This window comes from Serratia sp. M24T3, from assembly GCF_000257645.1.
Classification (GTDB): Bacteria; Pseudomonadota; Gammaproteobacteria; order Enterobacterales; family Enterobacteriaceae; genus Rouxiella.
The window spans coordinates 67,150-93,283 of sequence record NZ_AJHJ01000005.1; the positions used below are offsets into that span (position 1 = coordinate 67,150).

Annotated in this window: 21 protein-coding genes; 13 read left to right on the forward strand and 8 right to left on the reverse strand. The window is 50.7% G+C overall.

Going from position 1 to position 26,134, the window contains the following annotated elements; all coding sequences use genetic code 11:
* Positions 1-9 precede the first annotated feature (9 nt).
* Positions 10-1,188 carry a M20 aminoacylase family protein gene (locus tag SPM24T3_RS06105; RefSeq protein ID WP_009635848.1) on the reverse strand — a complete coding sequence of 393 codons (1,179 nt, stop codon included), beginning with the start codon at positions 1,186-1,188 and terminating at the stop codon, positions 10-12.
* A gap of 480 nt (positions 1,189-1,668) precedes the next feature.
* Here SPM24T3_RS06105 and SPM24T3_RS06110 point away from each other — a divergent pair, with 480 nt between their 5' ends.
* The 4 genes from SPM24T3_RS06110 (at position 1,669) to SPM24T3_RS06125 (ending at position 8,535) form a co-directional block, all read left to right on the forward strand.
* Positions 1,669-4,443 carry a WG repeat-containing protein gene (locus SPM24T3_RS06110; RefSeq protein ID WP_009635849.1) on the forward strand — a complete coding sequence of 925 codons (2,775 nt, stop codon included), beginning with the start codon at positions 1,669-1,671 and terminating at the stop codon, positions 4,441-4,443.
* Positions 4,440-7,340, forward strand: coding sequence for a WG repeat-containing protein (locus tag SPM24T3_RS06115; RefSeq protein ID WP_009635850.1), 2,901 nt, complete (start codon positions 4,440-4,442; stop codon positions 7,338-7,340). Before SPM24T3_RS06110 ends, SPM24T3_RS06115 begins: the two co-directional genes overlap by 4 nt.
* A gap of 67 nt (positions 7,341-7,407) precedes the next feature.
* The gene (locus SPM24T3_RS06120; protein ID WP_009635851.1) at positions 7,408-7,800 is read left to right on the forward strand and encodes an ASCH domain-containing protein; all 393 of its coding nucleotides are present in this window, start codon (positions 7,408-7,410) and stop codon (positions 7,798-7,800) included.
* A gap of 57 nt (positions 7,801-7,857) precedes the next feature.
* On the forward strand, positions 7,858-8,535 hold the full coding sequence (locus tag SPM24T3_RS06125) for a hypothetical protein (RefSeq protein WP_009635852.1): 678 nt from the start codon (positions 7,858-7,860) through the stop codon (positions 8,533-8,535).
* Here SPM24T3_RS06125 and SPM24T3_RS06130 read toward each other — a convergent pair.
* The 3 genes from SPM24T3_RS06130 to yebS form a co-directional block, all read right to left on the reverse strand.
* Positions 8,519-8,761: a DUF1480 family protein gene (locus tag SPM24T3_RS06130; protein WP_009635853.1), complete on the reverse strand. Its 243-nt coding sequence runs from the start codon at positions 8,759-8,761 to the stop codon at positions 8,519-8,521. The genes SPM24T3_RS06125 and SPM24T3_RS06130 overlap by 17 nt on opposite strands.
* A 259-nt stretch (positions 8,762-9,020) precedes the next feature.
* Positions 9,021-11,654, reverse strand: coding sequence for a PqiB family protein (locus SPM24T3_RS06135; RefSeq protein ID WP_009635854.1), 2,634 nt, complete (start codon positions 11,652-11,654; stop codon positions 9,021-9,023).
* Positions 11,620-12,870 carry a membrane integrity lipid transport subunit YebS gene (gene yebS / locus SPM24T3_RS06140; RefSeq protein WP_009635855.1) on the reverse strand — a complete coding sequence of 417 codons (1,251 nt, stop codon included), beginning with the start codon at positions 12,868-12,870 and terminating at the stop codon, positions 11,620-11,622. Before yebS ends, SPM24T3_RS06135 begins: the two co-directional genes overlap by 35 nt.
* A gap of 287 nt (positions 12,871-13,157) precedes the next feature.
* On the opposite strand from yebS, the gene SPM24T3_RS06145 reads away from it, so the two are divergent.
* From SPM24T3_RS06145 to htpX, 6 genes are all read left to right on the forward strand, one after another.
* Positions 13,158-13,655: a GAF domain-containing protein gene (locus tag SPM24T3_RS06145; protein ID WP_009635856.1), complete on the forward strand. Its 498-nt coding sequence runs from the start codon at positions 13,158-13,160 to the stop codon at positions 13,653-13,655.
* A 95-nt stretch (positions 13,656-13,750) separates the two neighbouring features.
* On the forward strand, positions 13,751-14,440 hold the full coding sequence (gene proQ / locus SPM24T3_RS06150) for an RNA chaperone ProQ (RefSeq protein ID WP_009635857.1): 690 nt from the start codon (positions 13,751-13,753) through the stop codon (positions 14,438-14,440).
* A 19-nt stretch (positions 14,441-14,459) separates the two neighbouring features.
* Positions 14,460-16,511, forward strand: coding sequence for a carboxy terminal-processing peptidase (gene prc / locus SPM24T3_RS06155; protein WP_009635858.1), 2,052 nt, complete (start codon positions 14,460-14,462; stop codon positions 16,509-16,511).
* Positions 16,512-16,761: 250 nt separating this feature from the next.
* A complete protein-coding gene (locus SPM24T3_RS24265) occupies positions 16,762-17,703 on the forward strand; it encodes an RHS repeat-associated core domain-containing protein (protein ID WP_009635859.1) in 942 nt (313 codons plus the stop codon).
* 107 nt (positions 17,704-17,810) lie between these two features.
* Positions 17,811-18,857: an RHS repeat-associated core domain-containing protein gene (locus SPM24T3_RS06165; RefSeq protein WP_009635860.1), complete on the forward strand. Its 1,047-nt coding sequence runs from the start codon at positions 17,811-17,813 to the stop codon at positions 18,855-18,857.
* A 189-nt stretch (positions 18,858-19,046) separates the two neighbouring features.
* Positions 19,047-19,928 carry a protease HtpX gene (gene htpX, locus SPM24T3_RS06170; RefSeq protein ID WP_009635861.1) on the forward strand — a complete coding sequence of 294 codons (882 nt, stop codon included), beginning with the start codon at positions 19,047-19,049 and terminating at the stop codon, positions 19,926-19,928.
* 70 nt (positions 19,929-19,998) lie between these two features.
* Here htpX and SPM24T3_RS06175 read toward each other — a convergent pair whose 3' ends face one another.
* Complete coding sequence (locus tag SPM24T3_RS06175; protein WP_009635862.1) at positions 19,999-21,381, reverse strand: MFS transporter; 1,383 nt, start codon at positions 21,379-21,381, stop codon at positions 19,999-20,001.
* Positions 21,382-21,624: 243 nt separating this feature from the next.
* Between SPM24T3_RS06175 and kdgR the strand changes: the two genes are divergently transcribed.
* The gene (kdgR, locus tag SPM24T3_RS06180) at positions 21,625-22,416 is read left to right on the forward strand and encodes a DNA-binding transcriptional regulator KdgR (protein ID WP_009635863.1); all 792 of its coding nucleotides are present in this window, start codon (positions 21,625-21,627) and stop codon (positions 22,414-22,416) included.
* A gap of 70 nt (positions 22,417-22,486) precedes the next feature.
* Here kdgR and SPM24T3_RS06185 read toward each other — a convergent pair whose 3' ends face one another.
* Positions 22,487-23,878 (reverse strand): L-cystine transporter, encoded by a 1,392-nt coding sequence (locus SPM24T3_RS06185; protein ID WP_009635864.1) that lies wholly within the window; start codon positions 23,876-23,878, stop codon positions 22,487-22,489.
* A 236-nt stretch (positions 23,879-24,114) separates the two neighbouring features.
* On the opposite strand from SPM24T3_RS06185, the gene SPM24T3_RS24570 reads away from it, so the two are divergent.
* A complete protein-coding gene (locus SPM24T3_RS24570; RefSeq protein ID WP_009635865.1) occupies positions 24,115-24,255 on the forward strand; it encodes a type II toxin-antitoxin system RelE/ParE family toxin in 141 nt (46 codons plus the stop codon).
* 11 nt (positions 24,256-24,266) lie between these two features.
* Positions 24,267-24,554 carry a HigA family addiction module antitoxin gene (locus tag SPM24T3_RS06190; protein WP_009635866.1) on the forward strand — a complete coding sequence of 96 codons (288 nt, stop codon included), beginning with the start codon at positions 24,267-24,269 and terminating at the stop codon, positions 24,552-24,554.
* A gap of 106 nt (positions 24,555-24,660) precedes the next feature.
* On the opposite strand, the gene SPM24T3_RS06195 is transcribed toward SPM24T3_RS06190, so the two are convergent.
* Together SPM24T3_RS06195 and kduD are read right to left on the reverse strand one after the other, a co-directional pair.
* Complete coding sequence (locus tag SPM24T3_RS06195; RefSeq protein ID WP_009635867.1) at positions 24,661-25,218, reverse strand: metal-dependent hydrolase; 558 nt, start codon at positions 25,216-25,218, stop codon at positions 24,661-24,663.
* 149 nt (positions 25,219-25,367) lie between these two features.
* Complete coding sequence (gene kduD, locus SPM24T3_RS06200; RefSeq protein WP_009635868.1) at positions 25,368-26,129, reverse strand: 2-dehydro-3-deoxy-D-gluconate 5-dehydrogenase KduD; 762 nt, start codon at positions 26,127-26,129, stop codon at positions 25,368-25,370.
* Positions 26,130-26,134 lie beyond the last annotated feature (5 nt).

Consider the following 26,134-nt stretch of genomic DNA (forward strand, 5'->3'; position numbering starts at 1 on the left):
TAATGAAACTTACCTGGCCAGGTAGCGTTCGACTAAACGGGTCCAGTAAGCCACGCCAAACGGCAAGCTTTCATCATTAAAGTTGTAGGCCGGGTTGTGCAGTACCGCACTGTTACCGTTACCCAGGCGCAAGAAACAGCCCGGTTTCTGTTGCAGGAAATAGGCAAAGTCTTCGCTGCCAGAAATCGGTGGCAGGTCGGCGACGACATTCTCTTCACCCAGTAATTCCTGAGCAACCAGCGTAGCGAATTCAGTTTCCTGCTGGTGGTTGACCAATACAGGGTAACCAGGAACATAGTCAATCTCTGCGCGAGCCCCGTAACCTTCAGCGTGACTGGTTACCAGCGACTTGATGCGGTCTTCCAGAATCTTGCGCACGCCGGGTTCAAACGAGCGCACGCTCATTTCCAGACGAGCCGAATCAGGAATAACATTGGCCGCGAAGCCTGAGTGCAGGGAACCAATGGTGATGACCGCAGTCTCATTAGGGTCAATATTGCGCGAGATTATGCTTTGCAGCGCCACGACCAGGCTGCTGGCGACCAAAATGGGGTCAACCGTCATGTGTGGACGAGCCGCATGGCCGCCTTTGCCGTGGATTGTGATGTTAACGGTGTCGCAGGCCGCCATAAACGGACCGGGGCGGAACATCATCTTACCCACCGGATAACCCGGGTGATTGTGAAGGCCATACACCGCGTCGCATGGGAAGCGGTCAAACAGGCCTTCAGCCAACATGCGTTCAGCGCCGCTGTTGAAACCGATTTCTTCAGCCGGTTGGAAAATCAGATGCACGGTACCGGAAAAGTTACGGCTGCGTGCCAGCTGTTCAGCCGCGCCCAACAACATCGTGGTGTGGCCATCATGGCCGCAGGCGTGCATTTTCCCGCTGTTCTGGCTGGCGTAGGCCAAACCGGTTTGCTCGTCGATAGGTAACGCATCCATATCGGCACGAATGCCGATGCTGCGAGTGCCGCTGCCTACTTTTAGTGAGCCGACCACGCCGTAGCCGCCGAGGCCAGTCGTGACTTCGAAGCCCAGCTGGTGCAGCTTTTTAGCCACCAGTTCGGCAGTTTTGGCTTCTTCGTTAGACAGTTCTGGATTTTGGTGCAGGTGTTGGCGAATTTCACGCAGGCCGGGTTCTAAATCGGCTACGTCAGCAAGGGTGCAAAGGTTTTTAGTCGTCATGTCTGGTGTCTTTCTCTTTATAAGAGGATTAGCCCGGTACTGCCGGGTAGGGGCGTGATGCATAACACAGAATGCAATGTCTCTGCGCCGTTGGCAATGCCTGTGGGCGCTGGAATCGCAGGACGGATAATCACCCTGCGTCTGCTATAAATTTAAGAAGAGAATATTGTGAAATGGCGCTGCAGGCGCAGCCTGTGGGGTGGTCGCCAAAACTTGGAAAACAGATCATACGTTATTGAACATTTAAAAGCGTAAAATGTCGGTTTTTTACACGATTATAACGTTATAAAGTGTATTGATTGGTTACCAGCTAATAAATTAGCTGCTTTTTCTTTCGCAAGCTGACACCCTATAAGAAACAGCGGACAACAAACCATTGAAGTTGATTATTATCGTATTTTCGCTGCCAGCTGTGCCTTGTGAATCTACTTGGGTTCCAGCGTCAAACTTTTCATCATTTTTCAGTCAAAAGGGAATCGGATGATTTATTCCGAAACACTAAAACATGTCATGAATTTCAGTGCATTGGCACTGGTTCTGGGTTCTGCATTTTCTGTGCCGGCCCACGCCGATGAGGCCTGGTTAAAAGCCTGCGCCAATGCAAAAACTGCCGACAGCTGTCAGCAACCCTTTCAGCAGGGGCTGGCGCCGGTCTTGATGGGCACAGGCCGCGAGCAACAAGGGCTATGGGGGTACATTGATACCTCTGGCAAGATGGCAATCGAGCCTGCTTATCGTCAGGCCCGTGGTTTTGTCAACGGACTGGCCGCCGTCAAGAAAGATGATCTGTTTGGCTATATAGATGCAAAAGGTAACCTGGCTATACCCGCGCGTTTTACCCGTGCGACTGACTTTAATGCCAAAGGTACGGCACTGGTGGTAACTGACGATCGTTTGGCGCTGATTGACAGCAAAGGGGCGGTAATAAAAACGCTGCCGTTTGCGGCGTCGCTCGACTCAGAAGGCTTTAAACAGGGCCAACCACTGGCAAGCGTGCAAATGCAAGTTTCTCCGGCACTGTGGAACGCGGCTACAGGCCGCTCGGTTTCACTCCCCGATGACGTGATGAACCTCGATGAGCCGCAGTCTGGCCTGATCCCGGCCCAGCAGCGCGATGCGGCGCAAAGTGGCTATTGGGGTTATCTGGACGATAACGGCGAGTGGGCGATTGATCCGATGAAGCTCAAAACTCGCAATGAGCCGTTGCTCAACGGTGATGTTGTGGCGGTTAAAGGTAAAACCACCTGGAGCTTCCTCGATCGTTCGGGTGTGAGTCTGAGCAAGGAACAATATAAGTCGGTCAAGCCGCTGGCTTCTGGCAGTTGGCTGGTGGTGGATGCCAACAATACTCAGCAATTACTCAACAATAAATTAGAAAAAACTCAGGAAATTCCCGCAGAGCAGGCGGAGGATTATCAAACCTGGGGCAGTTGGCTGATTGGCAAAGGCAGTAAAGGCGTAGTGATGATCGGTCCTGACAACCGGGTTATCGACGTAAAAGCCAATAAGCCGCAATGGCTAAAACAGAACGGTAAATTGCTGATTCTGCAGGCCGATAGCCGCAGCGGCGAAACCAAAACTCCACAGCTGGTACAGATTTTTGACAGCAATGGCGTAGGTCTGCTGACTCAGACCACGCTGACTGCTTTAAACGAATTCAAACTTCAGCCACTTAATACTCGCAGTATTGATGATAATTCAGCCGCACCATCCAGTGATCTGCCTGTCGCGTTACTGACACCGGTTGATAAAAAGAAAACTCCAGCGATTTTGACTGCTCAAGGTGAAATTTTCACCGATCCGCAGTGGTCTGAGCTGATTGCCCCGGGCCGCGGTGCGCCGCTGGTGGTGAAAACCGAAAATGGTCAAATGGGTGCGGTAAACGGCAATGGTCAGTGGGTGATCCAACCCAAATTTAAACAAATTGATGCGTTTAATGGCAACTATACCTGGGCAACCGTAGTTGATGACAAGAACGCCGAAAGTCGCAAAATTATTGATGCGCAAGGTAATGTTATTGATGTGCCAACTCGTGTGCTGCAAAGCGCGCAGGGTATTTCTGGTGAGAGTCTGCTGTACACCGAAGGGGCCGATAATGCTCGCCGCTGGGGCATTTGGGATCTTGCCAGCAACAGCGCCAAAATTCCGGCTCGCTATACCCAGCTTGAATCTTTCCAGGATGGCTATGCGCTGGCGAAAGTTGATGCTGGTTGGGGCGTAATCAACGAGAAAGGACAGTGGGCGATAGCCCCCGATGCTTCTCGTAGCGGCAAGCCGCAGCCGGTCGGAGATAACATTTTCGAGGTGGCCGATGGCGATCAGCCCGGTGAACACAGTAACACCCGTTACAGCCTTTATAGCGCGGTTACTGGTTTGTTATTGGCCGGTGATCTGCAGAGCAACCCGCAAAAAATTGGCGACGATCACTGGCTGATTCAGCCTGCCGGCGGCGGCGTGGCGCTAATGGATGACGACGGCCGCTCGGTTGTCAGTAAAGAGATTATCCCCCAGACGATTCGCATTGACGCCGTCTGGGCGTTACTGAGCTTTAGCCCGCACTTTGGTGCCATCGATAGCCAGGGTGACTGGCAGATTGCTCCTATTTACTCCGCGCCGCTAAACTTTGTCACACCACAGAACTGGGCCAGCGCGTTGAGCGACAAACGTATCTCGCTCATCGACGCCAACGGCGTGGAGCCAATGGCAGACAAAGACAGCGCACTGCCATTGGCCTCAATGGATCGCGAGGTGATGAACGACGATTCCACCGGCGAGACGGTGCTGTTTGATACACAGGGCAACGAAATCCAGCGTTATCCGGGCCTCAATAGCATTGACGCCAGCGCCTCCAGCGAGGGCATGGTGCCGGTTCGCGCTGCCAACGGTCTGTACGGTTTTATTGATGCCAGCGGCAAGCAGCTGATTGGCTCTTACTTTACTCAGGTCGGCCCGATGAAGGACACCCGAGCCAGAGCCGTCAAGCAGGACACCTACGGGGCACAAATTGGCTATATCAACGGCGCGGGCAGTTTTACCATCTTGCCGAAATTCGATTGGGCCACTGACTTCAGCGAGCAGCGCGCGTGGGTGGCGGCCAAAGGTCTGGTGCAACTAATTAATACCGACGGTGCCGTGCAGGCACAGTTGCCATTACGCTGTAATCAGCGGGTAATTCTTGATGCCAAAGGCAAGCAAATCTGGCCTGCCAAAGCGGTAAATTGCGCCAATCCAGCTCAAACCGGAGGCGCACAATGAAGCCGATGAAATCATGCAAAAGCAAAATGAAGCCGTTATCGCGTGCAGTTTTCCAGGTTTTGGCCGTTGGCGGCACGCTGAGTATGCTGGCAGTCTCTCTGCCAACCGCCGCCGCCGATGCTGATTATTCCTGCTATAGGCCATCGATTATTACTGATGATGCTCAGCGTGCGGAACTGGCGCAGCCAGCCACTCAAAACCTGTGTATTCGCCCAGTGCATGAAAGCCGGGCTGCGGTTTTTCTGCCTAACGCCGAGCAGGCGATTGATGACGTCGCGTTAGCCAAAGATATGAGCGGACACCGTTGGGGGTTCCTCGATAACCGCGGGCAGCTGGTCATCAAGCCGGTATTCGAGCAGGTAGGCGACTTCCATTATGGTCTCGCCGCCGCGAAGCTTAAAGGCAAATGGGGTTATATCGATACCGCCGGAAAATGGGCGATACAGCCGACCTTCGATAAGGCCGCTGACTTTACTCAGGTAGAGCTTGCGGTCGTGAGCAACGCCGGTAAGAACGAAATAATTAATCGCAAAGGCCAAACAGTCGGCAAGCCTCTGGACGCGCTGGTGGATGATGTACAGCTTAGCGATGGTAATCCGGCGCGGTTGTCACTGAGCTATAAAACGGTTCTTTTGTCGCCGGACGAACAGCGTCACGTTGCCAACGACAAGATGGAAGTCGTGCAGCCTTTCGGCCAAAGTGATCTGTTTATCGCCCGTGATGCTGATAAAGGCTTTGGTATTGCCAGTCAAAATCTAGACTGGCGCATTAATCCACAATTTAGTGCGATCACCGTCAGTGACAACAACAGTGCGCTGGCGCAGGCAAAAGTGCAGGCCGGCGTTCAGCTGATCCGCTCGGACGGTAGCCTGGTCGAACCGATTTATCAGACAGTCAAGGCACTCAACGATCAGTTCTGGCTGGCTAAAAGCGCCGATGCTACCCACTTGCTCGACAACAACGGTAACTCGCTGGCGACTTTAAGTGACGACGCGGTGAGCGCCCTGACGGTTCAGGCCGAATTCTTGCTCGACAACAGCGCGAAAGAGAGCGTTTTAGTTTACGTTCCCGGTAAGAAACAGCCTATCGCCCTGCCAAAAGGCAGTGTACCGCTAGACCAGCCAACCGGGCGTTTCCTGCTAACTACGCGTGGCGAACAGAACAAAGTTAATGCGATTATCTCACCTGATGGCACCTTGATTGGGGGCAACCAGCCGGTAAGCTGGTTAGCGCAGGTTAATAATGCAGAGGTAATCAATGGCCGTCTGTGGCTGCATGACGATCAGGGGCAACTGCTCAATATTATCGACAGCAATGGCAAAACGCTGCTGGGCCCGAAAAACGCCGCACTGCTTAACGATTACCGCATTCAGCCACTAAATCAGCCGTCGGGTGAGGGTAACTCTCCGCTGGCGCTGGTCAGGCCGGATCCTGATGACAGCAAGCCAGGGGCTGGATTTATCCGTGCCGACGGGAGTGTTCAGCTTGAGAACAAATGGCAGGATATTCAACCGGCTGACAGCAGCGAATCGGCGCAGGGCGGCATGGCGCAGCAGTTTATCGTCAAAACAGCGCAGGGCACCGGCGTAATTGATGCGCAAGGCAAAACGCTTATTCCGCTTACCGAAGACAATATCGCGCCATTCGTCAATGGCTACGCCTTCGACTATCAGGACGGCAAACTCACCACAATTGATGCCAGCGGTAAACATTTTGCACTGCCTGACGCCTTCGAGTTGCAGTCAGTGGGCAATGGTTGGTTCCGTTTCCGCCAAACCGCTGCTGAAGGCGCGCAGTGGGGCATTTATGACGTCATTAATCACAGGCAGATAGCCGCTCCGGGCTACCAGTCAGTGGGAACCTATGCCAACGGATTGGCAGACGTTCAGTTGCCTAACGGTCAATGGGGGATTATCGACAGCAGCGGCAAGCAGCTGGTTCCCGCAGAGTATGCCAGCGTTCGTCGCATCAACGATGCATTGTGGCAGTTAACTCCGCCGCCTGAGTCTTCGGATGAGCCGGTTTCTTCACAACAGTCGAAAATTATTGCCAATAATGGTCAGGTTCGTATTGATCTGACCAACGAGCTCACCGTCAATCAGTTCAACGATGGTCGTATTCTGGCAACCTCGGCGGAAGGCCAGTCATGGTTGTTCAACGCCCGGGGTGATATTGAGCTGCACGAACAACAGACCAAAATTTCGGCGGTAGGCGACTGGGTTAAACTCTCTCGCCAGCCGCAGGTGGGTTATCTCAACGCGCAGGGCATTTGGCAGATTCAGCCACAGATTGTGCCAAGCTCCGCCTTTGTCAATTCCCGCGCGCTACGAGTGCAGCCACAGGGTACTGAACTTATCGATGAAAAAGGTGTGCGAGTTGCCGCGATGCCTGAGGGGGACTGGGCCTTGCCGCCAAACAGTGATATGTCAGTGTCTTACGATGCTGATGAAGGCAACGCAACCACGCGCTATGTTGATGCCACCGGCAAGCTTGCGATCACTGCTTCCGGCATAGGCAGTCTGATGCAGGGCAGTCAGGCAGTACTGACTAAACCTGACGGCATGAAAACCTGGATTGACGCACAGGGGCATCCTGCCGCCGAAGTAAATTTCACTGATTTAGGCTTGATTTCCGAAGGGCTGGCTTTTGCCCGCGTTGGTCAGGATTATGGCTACGTTAACGCGCAGGGCAACTTTGTTATCCCTCCTGTGTTTGCCGCAGTTTCGGCGTTTAACAGTGGTGTGGGAATTGTCTCGACTGCCAAAATGTCGATGATGCTGGATTCCTCCGGTAAACCACTGGCCCGCGTGACTCACCAGTGCGGCGTACAGGTGCTTTATAACAGCGGCAGTACGCGTCAATGGCCGCAGACTATGCCAGTGAAGTGTTCGCAATAAAGGGTAGATTTTCGTGCTAATGTTTACAGGGTAGGCCCGTAGACTGACTCAATAAAAAGGATAAATTATGCTCCCTCAAATTCCGCAAAAGTACAAGGCCGCAGAGCGTTGGTCTTTTGGTGACAACGAGGCGCTGGCTGATGAATTGGCAAAAAAGGTTATCGATGGAGTGAAAACCGCGACCTGTGCCAATCTTGACGACGAAGGCACGCCGGAAGTTGGCGAAGTATTCGTAGTGGTCGACGGGCGTAACAACCCGGTTTGTGCCGTGAAACTCACTGAAGTGAAGCAGGTGCCTTTCGACCTGGTACCAGAAGAACACGCGTTTGCCGAAGGCGAGGGCGATCGTACTCTGGCCTCCTGGCGCGCCGATCAGCAGCGTTTCTTCGAGGCTTACGACATGTTTGCCCCGGATATGCCACTGTTGCTGATGAAATTCACGCTGGTTGAAACGTTCTGATAGACCTTACCGGCTGGCCTGCAAGGGTTGGCCGGTTTTTCCAGGAGAATAAGCCTGATGTTGACCGCTGCCAATACTCTTTTACCCGATATTTCCTCTCTCGAAATAACCACTCCACTCGTTATACCTTATTTCAGCCAATGGGAATCCCCGAGTTCTGCGCCGGAAATTCTTAGCGGTAAAAAGACCTTGCAGGAGATTGAAAACTGGCCCCAGTCGGGTGCTCAAACTCAGGAAGAGTATATTGAATGGGCGAATCACGTATGTGGAATGTGTTGCCTGAAAATGGCATTGGCTGCCACCACGGGTGAAATAGTGCCGATCCTTGAATTGACGCGACGCAGCTTGCCTTACGGCGCTTATGTACAGGAAGGGGATAACATTCGCGGGCTTATCTACGCGCCTTTTGTCGAGTTTCTTAAGCAGGAATTAAATATTGGCGGACAAGTCAGAGTGGAAATGACCGCAGAGGATATTGCGGCTGAGCTGGATAAAAATCATTTCTTTATTGCCTCGGTACACCCCGGCATTCGTCATCCTGAAATTGCGCCGCCTCGAACCGGTGGACATCTGGTGCTGGTCACCGCCGTCGAGCAGGAAACCCTCACCTTTCATAATCCATCGGGCCACAACGAGGCCACGCAGTCTTACGTAAAAATGCCCGTAAGCCAATTTGCCCAATTTTTCGCCGGGCGAGGTGTGGCAATGATGCCGCGCATTATTCAAGACGCATAATCCACTCGTCTTCCTGACTGTCGTATTTTTCTTTGTACAACACAGACTGTCGGCCATCAACTACGGCAGGAACGCTGACGGTTTCATCCCAGGCATCAAGCTGCATGCATAAATCAGGGTCGGATTTACAAGGAATGCGTACCTTGTCTCCGCCCTGACCATCCGGTGATGTACGCTGTGCGTCATCTATCTCAAAACTGCCGATTCGTATGCTGGATTTCCCCATCGTATTCTCCTCGTCCTGTCTTTTGCCTGGAAATAAACCTTTGCATCTCATTAAATGCACAGAGGTAAGACCAGTAAGGTCAACTTTTAGAATAGATGATTGTGCAAAAAGTGCCATCAGAAAACTCTAACTGGCGCGGACTATATCTGTTGTCCAACAGGTTTTCGGAGGTAGATAGTTGATGTGCAAGGAAGAGATGAATGCAGGCGGGCAGGCCCCAAACCGGAGACCTGCCCGCTTTTTAACTGCCATCAAGCTGTTAGTTTTTTGGAATTGCAGTTCCCCATTGCTGCCAGTTTTTAGGCTCTTCGGTCATCAACAGGAAATGACGTCCGGTAGAAGCTTTTGGCGCAATCGGCACGGTTGGCGGCGTAGCAAAGGCGATACCTCCACGAATAAACTGCTGGAAGGTCCCGCTTTTGAAGCTACCGCCAGTAAGGCCGAACTGCAGGTTATAGCCTGATGCTAACCAGAAGGTGGTGTTATCACGCACCAAGTATTGATATTTCTTACTGATCCGCAGTGAAACGTTAACCCTGTCGGCCATCACGCCGAGGTTAAATCCGGTTACTGTACCCACCTCGATACCTCTGAACAGCACAGGGGTACCAATCTGTAGGGAACCCACTTCGGCTGCATCAACCTCAATAGCCAGACCATCGGTATAGCGTGAATCGGTAATGGTCGAGGATTGCAGATCGAAGGTGCGATTAAGCGGCCCTTTCCCTGCTTCAACGTTGATATAAGGCTGCAGCAGGGTATCCAGATTCTGCACACCGGCTGCTGAAATTTCAGGCGAAACGATGGAAAAACGCGTACCCAGACGAGCGAAAGTATCGACATACTCAGGATAAAGCACCGCCTGAGCGGACACCTGATTAAGCTGAGGATTCAGTTTCAGGGATTCAACCTGGCCGATGGTAATCCCCAAATATCGGATCGGCATTCCAGGGGAAATCTTGCTGGCATCATAAGTGTTCAGCGTGATCTGGCTACCTACTGCACGCGCTGCGGTTTCGTTTTCGTAAAGTACGCGTTTACTGCCTTTGTTTAGCGTCACGCCTTCCAGATTATCAAAACTGATGGCGCCTTTTAACGCGCGATCCAGCGGCGAAGCCTGCACCGTCAGGCCGCTGCCGTTAAGCTGCACCTTAGCTCCGCCCTCGGCCCAGAAGATAGTTTTCGAGCTTAGCAGATTGCGATATTCGGGGCTGATGTAAACATCGACCTCAAAATCATTGGTTTTAGGACGCACATTGACGATTTCCCCGACCGGGAATTTGCGGTACAGCACCACCGAACCGGTCTGAATGTCCGGCAGGCTTTTGGCGGTCAAGGTCAGCGTAGTGGCAGGCTTATCACCTATGATCCCATCTGTGGCTTTTTCAGAATTGCTATACAGTGGATACTGGCCGGAAGGCGTACCTTTGGTGCCTGGCATCACGCGGATACCGCCGTCAATCCACTCCTGGGCGCTGGCACCGAGCACTTCCATGCCGTCGACACCCAGTTTCACATCCAGGCGGCTGTTGACCACAAACTTGCTGTCTTTATGCAACAGCTGCTTGTACTGCGATCGTACCGCGATATTAAACACAATACCGTCATCGGTGAGCGTGCGGTCTAATACCTGGCCAACCACCATGCCATTCAACAGCAGCGGTTGCCCGGCATCAATGCCGTAACTTTGTGGTGCAATAAGCTGTAATTTCATCACGCCGGGGTCTTGCAACATGCGCTGGCTGCTGTCGAGTACGGTAAAGTGATTCTGCGGCTGACCTTCGCCGGGGATCAACTCTAAAGTATTTCCGGTCAGCAGTTGGCTAAGTTTGGCATTGTTAAGACTGATTTTTGGGCTGTTCATCTCGATGCGCGAGCCGGTACGCATCAAGTCGATGACTGAAGGATCGACTGTCAGCTGGCCGGTAACTTTGCTATCCGGCTGCAGGTTTATCTGCGTCAATGTGCCGACTTGCAGACCCTGATACATCAGCGGCGTGTGCCCTTCACTCAAACCATCACCGCTTGGCAAATCCAGAGTGATATCCACGCCGCGGTGACTTTGTGCCAGATCGGGATAAAGCTCGTAAGACTGATCGGTTTTGGCCTGATTTCCGTCGGCGGGGGAGTCGAGCGCGATCGCGCCGTTGACCAATGCGGCCAGGCTTTCCATTTCAATCTTGGCGCCGCTAAGACTAAAATCGCCCTTGAAGCCAGAAACGTTCCAGAAACGGCTGTTATCTTTCACCAAATGCGCAAAACGTTTGTCGATCAGCACATCGATGGTCACGCCGTTATTGCCTGACTCGATATCGTAATCGTAGACCTTGCCGACTGGAATTTTGCGGTAGTAGACCAGTGAACCGGTATTGAGTGAGCCGAGATCGCGTGAGTGCAGATGAATCATCAGTTCACCGGTGTTCAGGCGGTATTTCGGCTGGGTGTCGAGGGCGGTGAAGTGACTCTGCTCCTTGCCCGTTCCCGGCATCATGCCGATATAGTTACCGCCGACCAGCGCATCGAGACCGGAAATACCCGCCAGCGAGGCTTTTGGCGTCACCAGCCAGAACTGAGTGCCTTCACGCAGGGAATCGGCCAGCTCGCTGCGAATGCTGACTTTAACCATAATAGTGCGCAAGTCCTTGCTCAGACTCAGCGATTGCACAGTGCCGACCTCAACCCCTTGATATCGAACAGGAGTTCTTCCCGCCACGATGCCTGCCGCGGATTGGAAGTCGATCGTTACCGTGGTGCCCTGTTCCTGATAATTGCTGTACACCAGCCAGCCAGCAATCAGCAAGGCGATGAACGGCAGCAGCCAGAAAGGTGAAATTCGGCGTCTGTTTTTGACCCGAGCTTCAATCGGTGTATTCGGTGTGTCTTGTTGTTGCATGTGCGTCCCAAATCAGGCGGCTGTCCAGCCATTCAACGGCAAGAATAGTCAGTATCACGGCAGAACCAAAGTAAAAGGCGGCCGGACCCATGGTAAAGGCGAGTAATTGGTCGCGGTTGACCAATGACATCATTAACGAAATAACGAACAAATCTAGCATTGACCAACGGCTAATCCAGGTGATCAGCCGCAAAAGTCGAATTCGGGTCTTTAGTCCCTGATGAGCCCTGAAGTGAATGCTGAGCAACAGGGTCAGCAGAACAATCACTTTGGTAAAAGGCACCAGCACGCTGGCAATAAAAACGACTGCAGCTATGGGCGCATTGCCGGAAGTATATAGCGAAACGACGCCAGAAAAGATGGTGTCTTTCATCTGTTGGCCGTTGGTGTAAATCACTGAAATCGGCATCAGATTGGCCGGAAAAAGCAGCACCATTGCCGAAATCAGCGCGGCCCAGGTTTTTTGCAGACTATGCTTGTAACGCTTTGGCATCTGTAAATGGCAGCGTGGGCAGCGGCCTTTTAAATCCGGATGACCCGTGAATTTGCAGGAAATACACAGTATCAGTGATTCAGGTACGCCTTTGGGGCGGGGCTGAGGATAAAATTCCTCCCAAAGTTGCCCGACATTGAGATTGATTTGGGTTAGAGTCACCAGAACTGTCATCGTAATATACGCAGCCAGCGCCGGGCCAATGTTGATATCGGCAAAGTCTTTAACTTTGATGCAGGCGACGCCCATGCCGATCAGGTAGATATCCAGCATGACCCAATCTTTCAACCGTTCCAGCATCAGCAGCACAGGTTTGAGGTTCATGCCCACCTTGCTGCCAAAATGCAGATACAGAATCGAGCAGGCTAGAGTTAGCGGCGCACCGACGGTGCAAAAAGCGACCATTGTGGCAGTGAGTGGCGAGCCTTGAATCGTCATTTGCCAAATCCCTTCAAAAAGGCTGGCATCAATGCGCGTTCCCAACAGGCGGATGCTGATGAGTGGCTCGGTATAAGCGAACGGCATCAGTAAAAGAATACAGACTGCGATGATCAACAGGCGAGGCAATGAGCACACTTTACCTTTTTCAACCTTGCTATTGCAGCGCGGGCAGTGAGCAGTTTGAGTTCTGCGCAACGCCGGCAGGGCGAAAAGATAGTCGCATTCGCTACAGCGCTGGTAGCGCGATGGCGGCAACGGGGCGGACATTGTTAATATTTTCATAGGACCTGTAAGCAAAATGACCTGTAGAAATCGTGACTGATTGTATCAAATACCGGACATTTTAATTATCTGGGCTCTGAAAGGCCAAGAAGGTCAGGATTTTTAGACAAAATAACGTATCATGCAAACGTCAGAACAACCATTTGTCTCTGGCGAAACATATATTGTAGGCCAGTCTTTTTGAAGTCACACAGGATTAACCTTGTCGAGATACGCATTTAATGCTTATTTTATAGAGGCTAAGCATGCAAAATAGCGGTCTACCCTTAGGTTCTAATGGTTACTAAATGACTAAAGAAGCATTCTACACGGAATTAAAACGTGACCTGAACGCGTTAATCGCCGGGGAAAACAATTTTATTGCCACACTGTCCAACGTCAGTGCCTTGCTTTATGAGCGTCTTGAGGGCGTCAACTGGGCAGGATTTTATCTGATGGATGGTTCCACGCTGGTACTGGGTCCGTTTCAGGGCAAAATCGCCTGTGTGCGCATTCCGGTTGGCAAAGGCGTATGCGGAACGGCGGTTGCCGAGAACGCGGTGCAGCGGGTGGGTGATGTGCATGCCTTCCCGGGACACATTGCCTGTGACGCAGCCAGCAACGCAGAAATTGTCTTGCCCATTACCGTTGCAGGTCAGGTAATAGGTGTTTTAGATATCGATAGCACTATTTATCAACGCTTCGACGAAGTGGATGAACAGGGGCTAACAGAATTGGTAGCCGGGCTTTGTAAGCACCTGGAAAACAGTGACGCTGCAAAATATGTCAATTTGATCGCAAGTTGATCGACGGATAACGTAGCATTTACGGACGGGGTCATTATAATGTCGCCTGTTCATGCCTGCGCCGGTTGGCAAACCCGTTGTAATCAGGAAATTTCATGGAAAATCAACCTAAGTTGAACAGTAGTAAAGAAGTCATCGCCTTTTTGGCAGAGCGTTTCCCGCTTTGCTTCAGCGCCGAAGGTGAAGCGCGCCCATTAAAGATCGGTATCTTTCAGGATCTGGTAGAGCGCGTTCAGGGTGAAGAGAATTTGAGCAAGACACAATTGCGCTCTGCTCTGCGTCTGTATACCTCAAGTTGGCGTTATCTGTATGGCGTTAAAGTTGGCGCTCAACGCGTTGACCTTGACGGCAATGCTTGTGGTGTTCTCGAAGAACAGCACGTCGAGCACGCCCGTAAACAATTGGAAGAAGCAAAAGCCCGCGTTCAGGCACAACGTGCCGAGCAACAGGCCAAGCGTCGCGAAGCCAACGGTGAAAATGCCGAGCCGCGTCGCCCACGTCCGGCAGCAAAAAAACCTGCTCCGCGTCGTGAAAATGCGCCTGCCGCTGTTTCTGGTCAAGAAAATCGCAAACCGCGCACTCCACGTCCAGTACGTGAAGTGAGCCAACCGCGTCAGGTGCCAGTTACAGATATCACAAAACTGCAAATTGGTCAGGAAATCAAAGTCAGAGCAGGTAAGAGTGCTATGGACGCTACCGTTTTGGAAATTGCAAAAGACGGCGTTCGTGTGCAGCTCTCTTCGGGTCTGGCGATGATCGTACGCGCAGAACACTTGCAGTTCTGATACGGAGGCCAACTCAGGCATGAACAAATTTGTCAGATTAAGCGTAATTGCGGGTCTGCTACTTACGGGAACAGGTCTGGTTAACACCAGCTTTGCGAATGACAGTGCACCGGTCACTATCAGTCAGCTCCCGCAATTAGCACAAGAGCCTCAAGACGCAACGGTTAGTGAGCGTGTCACTGCACGCTTCACCCGTTCGCACTATCGTCAATTCGATCTTAATGCGGACTTCTCAGGTAAAATTTTCGATCGTTACCTGAACATGCTCGACAACGGTCATAACGTGCTTATGGCTTCCGATGTCGCCCAGTTTGCCGATAAACGCGGCACCTTGGGTGAAGAGTTGAAATCCGGTCAATTGGTCACGCCTTACGCTTTGTATAATCTGGCGCAGAAACGTCGTTTCGAACGCTACGAATATGCTTTGTCCGTGCTTGAGCGGCCAATGAATTTCACCGGTAATGATTCAATTACCCTTGATCGCACCAAGGCTCCGTGGCCGAAAGACTCCACCGAGCTTGATGAGCTTTGGGACCAGAAAGTCAAATATGACGAGCTGAACCTGAAGCTGACCGGTAAAAACGATCAGGAAATCCGCGATATTCTGGGTAAACGCTATCGTTTCGCCATGAAGCGTCTGACGCAAAGCAACAGCGAAGACGTCTTCCAGCTGATCATGAACGCGTTTGCGCACGAAATCGATCCCCATACCAACTATTTGTCTCCGCGCAGCACCGATCAGTTCAACACCGAAATGAGCCTTTCTTTGGAAGGTATTGGTGCGGTTCTGCAGGGCGACGATGACTATACCGTAATCAACTCGATGGTAGCAGGCGGCCCGGCGGCCAAGAGCAAAACTATTGCTGTCGGTGACCGTATCGTCGGCGTTGGCCAGACAGGTAAACCGATTGTCGATGTGATCGGTTGGCGTCTTGATGACGTCGTTGCTTTAATCAAAGGTCCAAAAGGCAGCAAGGTTCGTCTGGAAGTGTTGCCTGCGGGCAAGGGCACCAAGACTCGGACTATCACCTTAACGCGTGAGAAAATCCGTCTTGAAGACCGTGCCGTTAAAATGACCATCAAGAAAGTCGGCAATGAAAAAGTTGCCGTGATGGACATTCCAGGCTTCTACGTCGGTCTGACCGATGACGTGAAAGTCCAGCTGCAAAAAATGGCCAAGCAGAACGTCAACAGCCTGGTTATCGACCTGCGTACAAACGGCGGCGGCGCTCTGACCGAGGCAGTTTCACTTTCTGGTCTGTTCATTCCAAGCGGCCCGGTAGTGCAGGTTCGTGATAACAACGGTCGTATTCGTCAAGACAGCGATAACGACGGCGTTGAGTACTATAAAGGTCCGCTGGTAGTGCTGGTCGACCGTTACAGCGCTTCTGCTTCTGAAATCTTTGCTGCTGCGATGCAGGATTACGGCCGTGCACTGATTGTCGGTGAACCGACCTTCGGTAAAGGTACCGTTCAGCAATATCGATCCCTGAATCGTATTTACGATCAGATGCTGCGTCCTGAATGGCCAGCGCTGGGCTCTGTGCAATACACTATCCAGAAATTCTATCGAATCAATGGTGGTAGCACGCAGCGTAAAGGTGTCACGCCAGATATCGTTATGCCAACCGGTATGATCGACAATGACGTGGGCGAACGATTTGAAGATAACGCCATGCCTTGGGACAGCATCAAAGCTGCGACCTATACCAAGACGGGTGATCTTGCGCCGTTGGTCCCTGAGCTGCTGAAAGAGCACGATGCACGCATCGCGCAGGATCCAGAGTTCCAGTACATCGAGCAGGATATTGCCAAGTTTAAAGCCAATAAAGACAAGCAGAACGTGGTTTCTTTGAATTACGCCCAGCGTGACAAAGAAGACAAAGAAGATGATGCTACGCGTCTGACTCGTCTGAACGAGCGTTTTAAACGTGAAGGCAAGAAGCCAATCAAGTCTCTCGACGATTTGCCTAAAGATTATGTAGCCCCGGATCCTTATCTGGATGAGGCTGATAATATTGCTGTCGACCTGTCGAAGCTTGAAAAAACACAGGACAGCCAGTCTAAATAAGTCTGCTGGTACCGTGTAATAAGAATAAAGGGCTGCCTCTTGGAGGTGGCCCTTTTTTTATGACTGTGATGGGTCCTAAATAACGATGCCTATTTCTGGTTCAAAATAACCCAATCCCAAACCCTAATTTTTGATCGTTACCTCATTCCTGCTTTTTGCTGATTTTTATGATGATTAATGATTTCTTCTATTTTGGTGATGCTGCTAATACATCTGGCAACTCAATGGCATCAATTATCAGGAAGGAACCATGAATAATTCAACTCTAGGATTTAACGGCGAACGCCGTGATTTCATCAGCGAGGCAGCGCATCTTGGCAATGGTTATCGGGCTTATAATCCGATATTAATGCGTTTTAATTCTCCTGATAGCTGGAGTCCATTTGGTGAGGGGGGAATTAATCCCTACGCTTATTGTGACGGCGATCCAGTTAATCTCAGCGATCCTTCGGGGCATATGGGCTGGCAATCATTAGTCGGCATTATTACCGGCGTAATAGGTATCACATTGATGGCGTTTACCCTGGGTTCTTCAATGGCTGTCAGCGCCAGCGTGATTGCCGGTATGGGGTTAGCCGCCGATACTGCAGGAATTATCAGTGCCACGCTAGTAGATAAAAATCCCAGGGCTTCGGCAATATTGGGCTGGACCGCGATGGCGTTTGGTGTGGTTTCAATGGTCGCAGGGGCAAGGGCGACGACAATCAGCGCCGTTCGTTCAGTAAAAACGTTGACTGCAAATGCCGTGCGATTATCAAGAGTAATCGGTGAGGCTGTCGCAGAGCCTAATTTTGTTTTTAGCACTGCTGGAGACAGGGATCATCTATCCAAGGCTGATAAAACATTGCCTACAGAGGCAAAGCAAAAATCGTTAAGAAGGATGTCTATGCACGCTTCTTTAAATAATCCTCACGTGTGGGCTAAAACTTCCCAAGATCAAGGGAGTTTAACGACTGCTCAGGCGCAAGAGGTCAAATTCAGGCAGCCTGAAGACTCTGTCAATCAGCATATCCGCAGTATTTATAATGAGACTTTACCGCTGAATGGTTTTGCTGGCCTATTTGATTATTTCAAAATACGCAATAGGGAAGAAAAGAGTTGGCAAAAGGAAACAGTAGATATTTTTCAGCATATTTTTCATAAGCAACCCTCTAAGTATGGCATCAATTCTGCTAAATCAATGTGGTTTTAATATTCACAGGAAACAATGTTGTTGGGCGATTGATTGAATATATATCGCCGAATTCACGCTATTTTTTCATTAATGTAAGTCTGATTTAATTAATAGGGATTTTAAAAATGAATAATTTAATTTTAGGATTTAATGGCGAGCGCTGCGATCCAATTAGCGGAACAACGCATTTAGGTAACGGTTATCGAGCTTATAATCCAATTCTTATGCGTTTTAATTCTCCTGATAGCTGGAGCCCATTTGGTGAAGGAGGCATTAATCCCTACGCTTATTGTGACGGCGACCCGATTAATCGCAGCGATCCTTCGGGGCATATGGGCTGGCAATCGATAGTAGGTATTGTTACCAGCACATTGGCGATAGCACTCATTCCATTTACGATGGGTTCCTCTATGGCAGCCAGCACCTGCGTGATCGCCGGTTTGGCATTGGCAGCTGACGTTACGGGCATTGCCAGCATGGCGCTGGAGGATCAGCATCCACAAGCCTCGGCGATTCTTGGATGGACCTCGATGGCTTTGGGCGTAGTTTCATTAGGCATGAGTACGGCGGCGGCGGTGCAGAGATTTCGTTCCGCGCTAAAGACAAGGGCGCTGGCGAGCAGCGTCGCTGATGTCGGGGCGAGTCGCCAGGCGGGAGTTGGCGTAGCGCATACCGAACCCCGTTTAGCATTCTCGGTGCCGGGGCAGCAGCCGCAGTCTTTGCGTTCGTTAGCCATGGATGCTGCTACAGACGATTCTCGTATTCGCGCTAAAATTAGTTTAGGTGCAGGTGAATTGCCGACTTCTCTGGCGAAAGAAGCCGTATTCAGGCGGCTGGGGAATTTAGTTAACCATCACCTTAGCGGTGGCAATCATATTGACGACATTCAAGACTGCTTTATACAGTTGTTTAAAAGTTTCACGAACAAAGCCAACGGCTATCAAAGGAAAATGGTGGTAGAGAATTTTGAACGCATTTATCAGGCAAAATTTCCAGAACCTCGATTAAACACTTATTTATTACAATTTTTTTCAGAAGAATACGGCATAGGCTTTGGATGGGATCCTTCTCACTCTCTTTATGAAGCTTCTGATATAGGTAGCCACGCGATGCCGTTAAACTCCATAAATAGAGATTTGTATAATCAGTTCAATTTTAAATTCTGGCCCTAGAAACAGCTTGCAATAGTCTGGTGTTATCTACAAAAAGCTTCAAAATGTAAAGTATTGTGAATTACGACCTCTACCGTGTCCTGACACTTGAATCCTGTGGGAAAGCCCATAGGATCAAGGTATCCCGCTGATTGAATCTCGGGATAATCTGTTCGACAACGAAAACAACAATGAGGAAGTATTAATTTTATGATGCGTATAGCGTTGTTCCTGATGACTAACCTGGCAGTCATGGTGGTTTTCGGGCTGGTACTCAGCCTGACAGGCATTCGTTCTAGCAGCGTAATGGGGCTGATGATCATGGCTGGTCTTTTCGGCTTTGGTGGTGCGTTTGTTTCTTTGCTGATGTCAAAATGGATGGCGTTGCGCTCCGTAGGTGGGGAAGTGATTGAGCAGCCGCGTAACGAAACCGAACGCTGGTTGATGAATGTGGTAAGCCGCCAGTCCCAGCAGGCAGGGATTAAGATGCCGCAGGTTGCGATTTATCATGCTCCTGACATTAACGCCTTTGCCACCGGCGCGCGCCGCGATGCGTCACTGGTGGCGGTCAGCACCGGCCTGTTGCAAAGCATGAGTCAGGACGAGGCAGAAGCCGTTATCGCCCACGAAATCAGCCACATTTCCAACGGGGATATGGTGACCATGACCCTGATTCAGGGCATTGTGAACACCTTTGTGATCTTTATTTCACGTATTCTCGCGCAGATTGCCGCCGGTTTTCTGTCTGGCGATCGTGAAGGCGAAAACAACAGCAACGGTAATCCACTGGTTTATTTCGCAGTTTCAATGGTGCTTGAACTGGTGTTCGGTATTGTCGCCAGTATCATCACTATGTGGTTCTCTCGTCATCGCGAGTTTTACGCTGATGCCGGTTCTGCCAAGTTGGTCGGCCGCGAGAAGATGATCGCCGCGTTGCAACGACTGAAAACCAGCCATGAACCGCAGGAAGCGGGCAGTATGATGGCCCTGTGCATTAACGGTAAATCTAAAACCTTTAGCGAACTGTTTATGTCACACCCGCCGCTTGATAAACGCATTGAAGCACTGCGTAGCGGGGAATACATCAAATAATCGCTGTTTTAAATGACAAAGGCCCGGCATTGATTGCCGGGCCTTTTTGCTGCTGACTATCAAACGAAAATTAAGCTTTTTGCTGTTCGACCAGTTTTTGCGTCATCCGCAGCATGCTGACAACCGCACCGGCCAACGCCAACGTACCGGCCAGGATCAGCGAGGCGTGTGTCCCGCTGGCGCTAAACAGGTTAAACATCAGCGCAACCATCGCTGCACCGGTAGTTTGTCCCAACAGTCTGGCAGTACCGAGCATCCCGCTGGCACCGCCGCTGCGGCTGCGCGGGGCAGAAGAAACAATGGTGTGATTATTAGGTGACTGAAACAGGCCAAAGCCCGCTCCGCACACTATCATCCGCCAGATAATATTCAGATGAGAAGGGTGTTCAGGCAGCAAGGCTAGCGAATACAGGCCGATTGAGAAAACGACCAGTCCTACGCCGCCCAGAATTCCCGGATGGAAACGCTCAACTAAACGCCCGGAAATAGGTGCCATCACCATGGTCGCCAGCGGCCACGGCGTCAGCAAGAGACCGGTGGAAACCGCGTCCAGCCCCAGAGTGTTTTGCAAAAAGAATGGCAGCGAAACGAATGCCAGCATTTGCGCTGCAAAAGAACACATTGAGGTGCAGATAGACATAGTGAAAATCGGAATACGCAGCAAGTCGACCGGCAGCAGCGGCGAGCTTTTGGTTAGCTGACGACGAATAAAGAACCAGCCGATAACCACCAGGGCAACCATCTCGCCAAGGATCAGCCGGTGATCAAGGCCTTGTGCATAGCCGCTTATTGCGCTGATTAACAGCCCGAAAGTCAGGGCATTCATTATGCTGCTGATGAAATCAAATTTGCGGCCAGTGGCTTTCGAACTATTGCCCGGTAAAAACTTCAGTCCCATACAAAAGGCAATCAGGCCGATTGGCAGGTTGATTGCGAACAGCCAAGGCCAATTGGCGAAAGAAAGGATAGCCGCGGCGACAGTAGGGCCGGCAGCAGAAGACACGGCCACAATCAGCGCGTTGATGCCCATTCCGCGTCCGAGAAAGCGTTGTGGATAAATGATTCTCACCAGCGCCACATTGACGCTCATGATACAAGCCGCACCAAACCCCTGTAATACCCTCGCCACCGTTAGCGTCATCAGTGAGTCAGACATCGCGCAGGCCAAAGAAGTAAAGCTAAATAATACCAGCCCAATCATATAGATACAGCGATAACCGAATATCTCGCCCAGTGATGAAAGCGAAAGCAGCGAAATGGTAATCGCCAATTGGTAGGCGTTGACTATCCAAATCGAGGAAGCAGGGCTAGCGTGAAGATCTTGTGCAATCGTGGGAAGCGCCACATTTGCAATGGCCCCGTCGAGCACCGAAACAGTGATCCCCAATGCAATAGTAAGGATTGCCCCATAGCGTTGAGGTATAGGAAGTCCGTCAATAACCGTGGTTGTCATGTTTGATTGTCAGCATTGTGCTTATAAGAGTGGATAATATTATCACGCTAACTAGTCTGCGTCTGAAGCGCGGCGGCGTGTAACAACTTAATTAATTGTAACAGGAGTTAACATTTTTATCACAAACCCCTTTTGCATGGTTCATTCTCATAGAAATGCTGTTCCATTTTTTATGAAACAAAAAAAGTATCTGCCCATTATTTATGAAATAATGCATAAAACAATCTCATGACAGGTAAAACTATGGCTATCGCAGACCTTGATAAGCAGCCCGATTCTGTTTCATCGGTGTTGAAAGTGTTTGGTATTTTGCATGCTTTGGGCGACGAGCGCGAGATAGGCATCACCGAGCTTTCGCAGCGCGTAATGATGTCGAAAAGCACTGTTTATCGTTTCCTGCAGACGATGAAGTCATTAGGTTATGTCGATCAGGAAGGGGAGTCAGAGAAGTATACCCTGACGCTGAAACTGTTTGAGCTGGGTGCCAAGGCGTTGCAAAACGTCGATCTGATCCGCAGCGCCGATATTCAGATGCGTGAAATTTCGCGTTTAACGCGCGAAACCATTCACCTTGGCGCGTTGGACGAAGACGGCATTGTTTACATCCATAAAATTGACTCGATGTATAACCTGCGCATGCATTCGCGCATTGGTCGCCGTAATCCATTGCACAGCACTGCAATTGGCAAGGTCCTGCTGGCATGGGGTGAACATAATGATGTTGAGGCACTGTTGGCCGGGATTCAGTTCACACGCAGCACCGATAATACTATTGCCGATGCGCCGAGCCTGGTCAAAGTGTTGGAGAAAGTCCGCGAGCAAGGTTATGGCGAGGATATCGAAGAGCAAGAGCAAGGATTGCGCTGTATCGCCGTTCCGGTTTTTGACCGTTTTGGCGTAGTGATTGCCGGGCTCAGTATTTCTTTCCCTACTATTCGTTTTTCTGAAGAAAGTAAGAAAGATTATGTAGCGATGCTGCACACTGCCGCGCGTAATATTTCCGAACAGATGGGCTTTCATCAGTACCCGTTCTGACTTTCAGCTTGATATATAAAGAAAGGCGAAGCCCATAAGCTTCGCCTTTTTTGCATTTCCGGGGATGATATTAGCGGTGTGCCAGTTCGGCGTGCTCTTCTTCATCCATCACTTTTTTATCGGTGAGTTTAAGCAGTTGACTGGTAATAGTGCCAGCGGTCATTGAACCGCTAACGTTTAGCGCGGTGCGCCCCATGTCGATCAAGGGTTCGATGGAAATCAGCAACGCGACCAGCGTAACCGGTAGACCCATGGCGGGCAGCACAATCAGCGCAGCAAAGGTTGCACCGCCGCCTACGCCTGCCACGCCAGCAGAGCTGAGAGTGACAATGCCAACCAGCGTTGCAATCCACATTGGCTCAAACGGATTGATGCCCACGGTAGGAGCAACCATTACCGCCAGCATGGTCGGATAAAGACCGGCACAGCCGTTTTGGCCGATGGTGGCGCCAAACGAAGCCGCGAAACTGGCGATTGATTCAGGGATACCTAAACGACGAGTTTGCGCTTCTACGCTTAGCGGGATAGTGGCCGCGCTGGAACGGCTGGTAAAGGCAAAAGACAACACCGGCCAAACCTTGCGGAAGAACTTGGCAGGATTCACACCGGTAAACGACAGCAGCAGGGCGTGAACCGCAAACATAATCGCCAGTCCGAGGTATGACGCCACAACGAAACTGCCCAGCTTGATGATGTCGTGGATGTTCGAACCAGCAACCACTTTGGTCATCAGTGCCATCACGCCGTAAGGGGTCAACTTCATCACCAGGCGTACCAGCTTCATCACCCAAGATTGCATAATCTCGATAAAGGCCAGAACTTTAGGTCCTTTTTCGGCGTCATCCTTCACCAGCTGCAGCGCCGCTACGCCCACAAAAGCAGAGAAAATCACCACGCTAATGATCGATGTCGGGCTTGCGCCGGTCAAATCTGCAAACGGATTTTTCGGAATAAATGACAGCACCATTTGCGGTACGGTCAAATCGGCAACTTTGCCCACATAGTTGGTTTGCAGAGCCGCCAGACGCGCGGTTTCCTGGGTGCCTTGTACCAGTCCTTCAGCCGTCAGGCCGAACAGTTTGGTCACGAATACACCCACCAAAGCGGCAATCAGCGTGGTAAACAGCAGTGTACCAATCGTCAGGAAACTGATTTTACCCAATGAAGACGCATTATGCAGGCGAGCAACGGCGCTAAGAATTGACACAAACACCAGCGGCATCACAATCATTTGTAATAGCTGGACATAGCCGTTACCAACAATATTGAACCACGGGATAGAGTTCTTCAAAACAGCGCTGTCGGGACCATAGATTAGCTGTAATGCCAGACCGAAGACTACGCCGACCAACAGGCCTACGAGAACCTTCTTTGCCAAACTCCATTGCGAACGGCTTGATTTAGCCAACAGCAAAAGGAGGGCAACAAAAACCACCACGTTTAATCCCAGCGGAAGATTCATACCCAAAGCTCCAGAGAAAACTTATGAAAATGTTTTGATGATGCCGCGCAAAGAGCAACATTTCAGGATGTAACGATGGGCGTAGAATAGCAGACTGCAAAGGTGCAACATTATAACCAAAAAGAATTCATTATTACTCCTGGTTATATACAACCAATTGATTGGTAGATAATAATTATTCCAAGTGCCCATAATGTGCCCTGGCTTCAATGTAAGGGGCGCATTGTTCGGGAGTTATGCATGGATGGGACCTCCACCCTTTGAAGGGTAACGAGGCCGGTGTGTGGTCTGTGTCGGTCAATGGTAACTGGCGCATGACATTTCGTTTTGATAATGATGGTGACGCTGTTCTTGTCGATTACCGCGACTATCACTGATGGAGGTTGCTATGCACATGTTTAATCCGCCGCACCCAGGCGAGGTTCTGCGGGACTATCTGGAAGGGGTTAGCGTAACTGACGCAGCGATTGCCCTGAAAATTACCCGTACTCAGTTGTCTCGCATTCTAAATGCGCACGCAGCAATCACTGCTGATATGGCGCTGCGCTTGTCTTCCCTGCTTGGTACGAGTGCCGAAATGTGGGTCGATATGCAGTCTGAATATGAGTTATGGCAGGCTTCTCAGAAGCCTCGTCCAATTATTGAGCCGCTGCAAAGGCATTCCCTTTGCACATAATAATGCCCGCACTTTGCGGGTTTTTTAATTTAGTCCAAACGGGATTAATAGGCGTGTCCATAAACTTGGCCGGAATTTTTGGCGGACTTAATTTAAATTCTTCAATTTAAGTTAAATACTTCAAAATAAAACTTAGGCCATGCGGGTTGATAGCATCAATGATGGGCGACCAGTTAGGCCAAAACAGCGTCAGTCCAACCATAATCAGACAAAACATTCGTTCCAGCTGGTTGCCTTTTTGGCTGCTAATCAATGGTAGACGAAAGCGCCATCGGCAGGGCCACAGCAGCGGAACGCCTGCCGGTGTGAGCATGTCAGCCAAAATATGGCTTAAATAGCCGACTACCATTCCGTGCAGTGCATCAATCGGAATTACCCAGTCGTGGGGAAGACGCGTTTTAAGCAGAAACACCCCGGCGGCAACTGCCAAAAGACTGTGAGTAAATCCACGATGACCAAACATGCGTGCTATGGGTTGTGAAATCCATCGCAGCCGTTGCCCTAACAAAGATTTAGGATGATCGATATCCGGAAGCAGTGAGGTCAGCAGCGAAGCCGGGATAATATGCCACCAGTCACCATGAGCAAGCTCTGGCGATAGCTGGGCCTTTTTGGCGAACACTGCGCAAGCAATGGAAAAAATGAGATGACCTTCCGCAGTCATAATGCATCCGAACTGAATAACTGTTATTTTATCCAGTATAGATGAAAGCGATTTTCTGCGGAAGGTGTTACCCTGTAACTATTTGTCAATTAATTGATAATTAAGGTAAAAATAGTTGCATTGTGACAGTGTAATGTGACGTTTTGTCACTATCTGGCCAGCCAGCCGCCATCAACGGCTAGAGTGTAGCCATTGACATAGTCGGAGGCTGCCGAGGCCAGAAACACCACAGGCCCCATGATATCCTGCTGTTCGCCCCAACGCCCGGCCGGGATACGGTCCAGAATGGCCTGGCTACGATCCTCATCGGCGCGCAGTTGCTCGGTGTTGTTGGTGACCATATAACCGGGCGCAATCGCATTCACATTGATTTTATGCTTGGCCCATTCATTGGCCAGCAGGCGGGTAATACCCATCACCGCGCTTTTCGAAGCAGTATAAGAGGGCACGCGGATCCCGCCCTGGAAAGACAGCATTGAGGCGATGTTAATGATTTTTCCACCACTGCCTTGCTTGATAAACTGGCGAGCAACGGCCTGAGCCATAAAAAACAGCGTCTTGCTGTTGACGTTCATCACATCATCCCAGTCTTGCTCCGAAAAATTCAACGCATCTTCGCGGCGAATAATTCCAGCGTTATTGACCAGAATATTTATTTGCCCCATCTCACCGATCGCGGTCTCAAGCAGGCGCGGTATGGCTTCTATACTGGTCAGATTGGCTCGTAAATCAAGAAATCTACGGCCCAGAGCATGTACTTTATCCATGGTTTCAATGGGTTGTGAGCGATTCACTCCGACTATGTCACAACCGGCCTGCGCTAGACCGATTGCCATGGCTTGTCCTAGCCCAGTATTGCAGCCGGTGACTATCGCCACCTTTCCCTGAAGATCAAAGCTGTTCAGCACCATAGCGG